We start from the raw sequence: 6,000 nt of genomic DNA on the forward strand, positions 1-6,000 counted from the left end.
TTATGATTAACGGCTGGACTGGCAATATACTAAGAATTAATTTAACTACCGGTGCCATCTCTCGCGAAAGCTCAAGCCAATACAAATCCTTAATTGGTGGTATGGGCTTTGGCTACAAAATTATGTATGAAGAAGTTGCACCCGGTGTAAAACCTTTTGATGAAGAAAACAAAGTGGTATTTGCGGTAGGCCCGCTAACAGGATCAGGCGCCCCCTGTAGCTCTCGCGTCAATATCACCTCTCTTTCAACCTTTACTCGCGGTAATTTAGTGGTTGATGCCCATATGGGAGGCTTTTTTGCCGCATGGATGAAATTTGCCGGCTATGATGCGTTGATCATTGAAGGTCAAGCAGATAAACCCGTGTGGATCCATATTGATGATGACCAAGTTTCTATTGAAGATGCCTCTTTTTTATGGGGAAAAGGAACTCGTCAAACAACAGAAGAACTTTGTGCTCAAACAAGCCCAGAAGCGTGTGTTGCTGCTATTGGCCCTGCGGGTGAAAACCTTGTCCCTCTTTCAGGACTTATCAATAGTCGTAACCACAGTGGTGGTGCTGGAATTGGTGCCGTACTTGGTGCTAAAAAATTAAAAGCGATTGTGGTTGAAGGAAGCCGTGGCGTTAATGTTGCCGATCGTAAAGCGTTAAAAGAGCTTAACGACTATATGATGACACAACTTATTGGCGCAAATAATAATCACGTCGTACCAAGTACCCCACAATCTTGGGCAGAGTATTCACATCCGGGTTCACGCTGGACTGCACGTAAAGGGCTTTATTGGGGAGCAGCTGAAGGTGGTCCCATTGAAACAGGGGAGATCCCACCGGGCAATGCCAATACTGTCGGCTTTAGAACCATGAAATCAACCTTCGATCTTGGCCCAGAAGCAGAACAATACACGGTAAAAATGGGGGGATGCCACTCATGCCCTATTCGCTGTATGTCACAACTTAATGTCCCGCAAGCGAAAAAATTTGGCGTACCTCAAACAGGCGGAAACACTTGTGTCGCCAACTTTGTTCATACCACCATTTTCCCTAATGGCCCGAAAGATATTGAGAAAAAAGGCGATGCCAATGTTGTTGGTAATCTTGTCGGCCTCAATATTTTTGATGATATGGGCTTATGGTGCAACTACGGTCAGCTTCATCGTGACTTTACTTATTGCTATACCCACGGCGTTTTTAAACGCGTTCTTTCTGAAGAAGAGTATAACGATATTCCTTGGGATAAACTTGAAGAAGGTGATCCCGCATTTATCAAAGATTTCTATTACCGCTTAGCCCATCGTAAAGGTGAATTTAGTCACCTTGCTGATGGCTCTTATTTAATTGCACAACGCTGGAATTTAGGTGAGGAATATTGGGGTAATAAGAAAAATAAACTTTGGTCACCGATGGGTTTCCCTATTCACCATGCAAATGAAGCTTCTGCTCAAGTAGGCTCCATCGTCAACTGTATGTTTAACCGCGATGCGATGACACATACTCATATCAACTATATCGGTAGTGGTTTACCGCTAAAATTACAAAAAGAGATTGCAGGTGAACTATTTGGCTCTGGTGATGCTTTTGATGAAACCAAAAACTACACACCGATTAATAAAGCAAAAATCGCCTATACTAAATGGACCATTTTGCGTAGTTGCCTACATGATGCCGTGACATTATGTAACTGGGTATGGCCAATGACCGTATCACCTCATAAAAGCCGCAACTATCGTGGCGATTTAGATATGGAAGCAAAATTTTTCACTGCCATTACCGGTGAACCAACCACTTCTCAAGATCTTGATTTAGCCTCAGAACGTATCTTCACTTTACATCGTGCTTACACGGTTAAGTTAATGAACACAATGGATATGCGTAATGAGCATGACCAAATCTGTTCATGGGTATTTGATAAAGATCCTGATATTCCTGTCTTTACGGAAGGGACAGACAAAATGGATAGAGAAGATATGCAACTCTCTCTCACCCTATTTTATGAAGAAATGGGCTGGGATCCACAATTAGGCTGTCCAACAAAAGCAACTTTAGTACGCCTTGGATTACAAGATGTTGCTGACGATTTAGCATCACGTGGCTTATTACCCAATTAATAGGTAAAGGAGATCATGATGAATAAACAGAATGCATCAGCCTCTATACCACCTGATATTGCTCATGATGCTGATATTACTTTAGAACAACCGGATATTTCTCTTCGTCGTTGGCTATTGCCGTTATCAGAGAGAGGTATTGGGCATGGTACTCACACCTTAACGGATACCACAGAAGAGCAAACTGAAGATATCGCGCAATTATCGGCTGAACAACATCTAGCCAATGCAATCCGTCAATGTTCAAAAGAAGGTGAACTGTTAGCTATTTCCACGCTGTATGACGAACCTTATTCACTCTCTGAAGAAGAGGTAATGCAATTAAGAGTCGCGTTGAAAGAGGATACTTTCGTTGATATTACTTATTTAACACATAATGGTGAGGATTATTTCTATTCTGACACTGTTATGTCAGATAACTATGCACAATTACAGCTTCTCAATAGATATACCGATATTTGTACTGCCATTGCAGGTTTAGTTCGCTTTGAATGCGAAACCTACCCTCGACCATTGAAGCAAAGCATGTTGATGTTGGAGCCTTTTTATTACACCGTTGCAGAAATAGACGATGCATTGACGCTGATGAAAACTCACCCTGATTTTCAAGATATTCAGCAAATATTCGCCTCTAACAATGCCCCTTACCTATTTAGTAGCACCCTAATGAGTTATGGCAAGGCGAGAGGGTTAACAGAATGGCTGGAGGTAGAACAATATGAAAATCCTTAATGCTCTACCTTGTCGACGAAATGTTCTGTGGGTATTACAACAGCATCAGATTGAGGAGCAAAAATAATGCATGTTTCTCGCCGTAAATTTGTAGCAGGTATAGGTTCTGTGATCTTTTTCAGTGCGCCACTGGGTAGTGCCTTAGCGGCAGCCACAGATAAAAAACCGATACGCTATGCCATGATCCATGACGAAACACGCTGTAATGGCTGTAATATTTGTGCCACAGCGTGCCGTCGATTAAATAAAGTACCAACCGGAATGGCGCGAATGGATATTGCACACATTCCATTAAGCTTAAAAGAAGATAACGATAAGTACCATTTTTTTAGACACTCATGTCAGCAGTGTGAAGATGCTCCTTGTATCTCGGTTTGTCCTACGGGCGCATCTTGGCGCGATGAAAGCAATGGTATTGTTCGCGTTAATAAAGAGAAATGTATTGGCTGTAGTTATTGCATATCAGCCTGTCCTTACCAAGTTCGTTATCTTAATCCCGTAACACATGTTGCTGATAAATGTGACTTTTGTCTTGAGTCTCGATTACAAAAAGGGTTCCCACCGATTTGTGTCAGCGCTTGCCCACAAAACGCCCTACTCTTTGGTAGAGAAGATAGCCCACAAATTCAGCAATGGCTAAAAACACATGACTACTATCTCTATCAACTTGATGGAGTAGGAAAACCGCATCTTTATCGACGTGTTGGACCTCATGTACAAGGGGGAGATAACGTATGAGTGCAATAAATATCATGCCAAATGCAGCACAATTTCAAGCCTCACTCAAACAGTATGTCTTAATCTATACACCGGACTATTTACCACTTTGGTTAATTGTTGCCGGCGTATTATTTGTCGGCATGCTACTTGTACTCGCACTTCATGGTTTTTTACGTTACCGCTTTGCCACACCCCATGGAGAGCATCATCAAGAAGAGAAGCTCTATCTTTACTCAAAAGCGGTACGTTTATGGCATTGGAGTAATGCAACTTTATTTATCTTACTCCTTCTCAGTGGCGGGATTAACCATTTCGCCCTACTCTCGGCACATGACACGGCGTTACTCGTCAATGTGCATGAAATTTGTGGTTATCTACTCTTAGTATGCTGGTTGTCCTTTGTGTTAATTAATCTTGTTGGTGGCAATGGTAAATTTTACCGTATTGACAGTAAAAACTGGTTGCAACGAGTATTAATGCAAACACGTTTTTATCTTTACGGCATTATTAAGGGGGAAGATCATCCTTTTCCAGCCACTCCCAAGGTTAAATTTAATCCACTGCAACAAATGGCTTATTTAGGTGTAATGTATGCATTAGTACCATTACTTTTAATCACTGGGATCTTACTGCAAAATCCCATGTTTATCCCTGCTGATGCTGTGCTATTTAAAGCTTGGTTATTAATAATTCACCAAATACTAGCTGTATGTAGTGTCTTTTTTATCTTTGGTCACCTTTACCTGTGTACCACCGGAAGAACGCCATTCCAAACCTTTCGCAGTATGGTTGACGGCTACCATAGACACTAATAAATAGATGGATCAAGGAGCTTATATGTCAGTCCCTTCACAGGAAAATATCACACTAACCAAAGAAGACTTACGCCAACTGCATGTTTCAAGTTCACTTTATCGTTGGTTTTTGCGTTATTTTCCCCATGGAGGTACTTACCGTGCTATCCATAATGAATTGATAAAACAACGTCAAACACAATGGATAGAAAGCTTAATTCAATATATTTATCTGCGTCATTTTAGTCAGTCCTCTTTTGCCAAACAGGAACAAGAAGTGATAGAAAACATCTTGTCCCTGTTAGGCAATGAAAAACAAACCGGTGTGACATTACAACGTTTGCCCTATCACCAACCGCAATCTAGCGACGAAAACATCCAGTTTTCCACCGAATGGCATCAACTGATTGTCAAAAGCCAGCAATTTAATACCGCTCTCGCATTATGTGGTCGTGATAATATTGTCGCCTTTTCCGGTGATGAAAACAGTATTGCTAACACTGGTTATAGTAACCAATTAATCAACAGCGGATTTGCTGGAAAGATCAGTAATACGGCAGATCAATGTCGTATTGGTAGCTTAGGAGGACGCTCTCGTATTTGTAATAGTGGCAACGATGTTAAAATTTACGCTTCTGGCCAAGGGGCGCATATTGCCAATAGTGGCATAAGAAACTTTATTAATGCGACTCAATCCCGTACAAAAGTCACCAATACTGGTGATTTAGCACATATTACTGTTACTGGCGATAACGCCATTGCTATCAACACAGGTGATAACTGCACACTCTCTGTATCTGGGGATAACAGCGTGTGTATCTCAACAGGGCATCTTCAGCAATTTTGCTTAGGAAAAGGCGGTAGTGCTGTGATTGCCTATCACGATGGAAAACGCACCCGCTTTAACGTTTTCTATGAAGGTGAAGATAATATTGAGGCCGGCATTCACTACTACTTAGATGAAAAACAGCGCCCTGTTGCAATGGATAATATTACTTAACTCAATAATTAATAAAAAATTCTCATAGAAGCTATTGGGCAAATATGGAGACGAAACACGATAACTTCGCATTGTTTCACAAAGATTTAGCGTTATATTTTTAATATAAACAGCAAAATATATTTTTAAGCATAAAATGTGAATAAGCTATTATCACCACTTGTGACCAAGTTATGCATTAGGGACTACTGTGATAGTTGTATTAGTATCCTTGTCTTTCTTTATAAAAGAACCATTTTTATCTTTAATATATGCAGAATTACCGATCCTAATTTCCTCTTCATTTAAAGAATACATTATTGACATTACTTTATCTTTTTCTATACATTTTTTGTTACTTTTAATTTCAGTAAAACATAATCGATCGTATTTTCCTTCTTCTAAATATCCATCACCATAATTCCATATAGAAATCAAAAATAAACTATTTTTATTCTTAAATAAATCATACTTTTTATCTAAAACATCTTGATTGTTTTTCCACCATATTATTTTTCCATAATCAGTTATCGGAAAATCCTCAACCAGAATAGAGGTGGTATACGTATCTTTATGTACTCCCATGACTTTAACGGGAATAAAAAACTCATACACTACAAAAAAAATAAAAGATAGCAAAAATATGATTATTGTTATTTTATATTTAAAA

General features: G+C 39.8%; 6 protein-coding genes. 5 read left to right on the plus strand and 1 reads right to left on the minus strand.

The window, feature by feature from the left end; genetic code table 11:
• The first annotated feature begins 2 nt into the window (after nucleotides 1-2).
• From GWI58_RS01960 to ydhT, 5 genes are all read left to right on the plus strand, one after another.
• Nucleotides 3-2,105 (plus strand): aldehyde ferredoxin oxidoreductase, encoded by a 2,103-nt coding sequence (locus GWI58_RS01960; RefSeq protein ID WP_017827756.1) that lies wholly within the window; start codon nucleotides 3-5, stop codon nucleotides 2,103-2,105.
• Between the two features lie 18 nt (nucleotides 2,106-2,123).
• Nucleotides 2,124-2,837: a YdhW family putative oxidoreductase system protein gene (locus GWI58_RS01965; RefSeq protein WP_237611659.1), complete on the plus strand. Its 714-nt coding sequence runs from the start codon at nucleotides 2,124-2,126 to the stop codon at nucleotides 2,835-2,837.
• A 66-nt stretch (nucleotides 2,838-2,903) separates the two neighbouring features.
• Complete coding sequence (locus tag GWI58_RS01970) at nucleotides 2,904-3,575, plus strand: 4Fe-4S dicluster domain-containing protein (protein ID WP_094959414.1); 672 nt, start codon at nucleotides 2,904-2,906, stop codon at nucleotides 3,573-3,575.
• Entirely contained in the window at nucleotides 3,572-4,369 is a 798-nt protein-coding gene (phsC, locus tag GWI58_RS01975) for a thiosulfate reductase cytochrome B subunit (RefSeq protein WP_004245153.1), read from the plus strand. The genes GWI58_RS01970 and phsC overlap by 4 nt, the downstream gene beginning before the upstream one ends.
• Before the next feature lie 7 nt (nucleotides 4,370-4,376).
• Entirely contained in the window at nucleotides 4,377-5,351 is a 975-nt protein-coding gene (gene ydhT, locus GWI58_RS01980) for a protein YdhT (RefSeq protein WP_017628261.1), read from the plus strand.
• Between the two features lie 171 nt (nucleotides 5,352-5,522).
• Here ydhT and GWI58_RS01985 read toward each other — a convergent pair.
• Nucleotides 5,523-6,000: DUF943 family protein (locus tag GWI58_RS01985; RefSeq protein ID WP_161768860.1), on the minus strand; the 478-nt coding region annotated here is incomplete at its 5' end.

This window comes from Proteus sp. G2674 (assembly GCF_009915195.1).
Classification (GTDB): Bacteria; Pseudomonadota; Gammaproteobacteria; order Enterobacterales; family Enterobacteriaceae; genus Proteus; species Proteus mirabilis.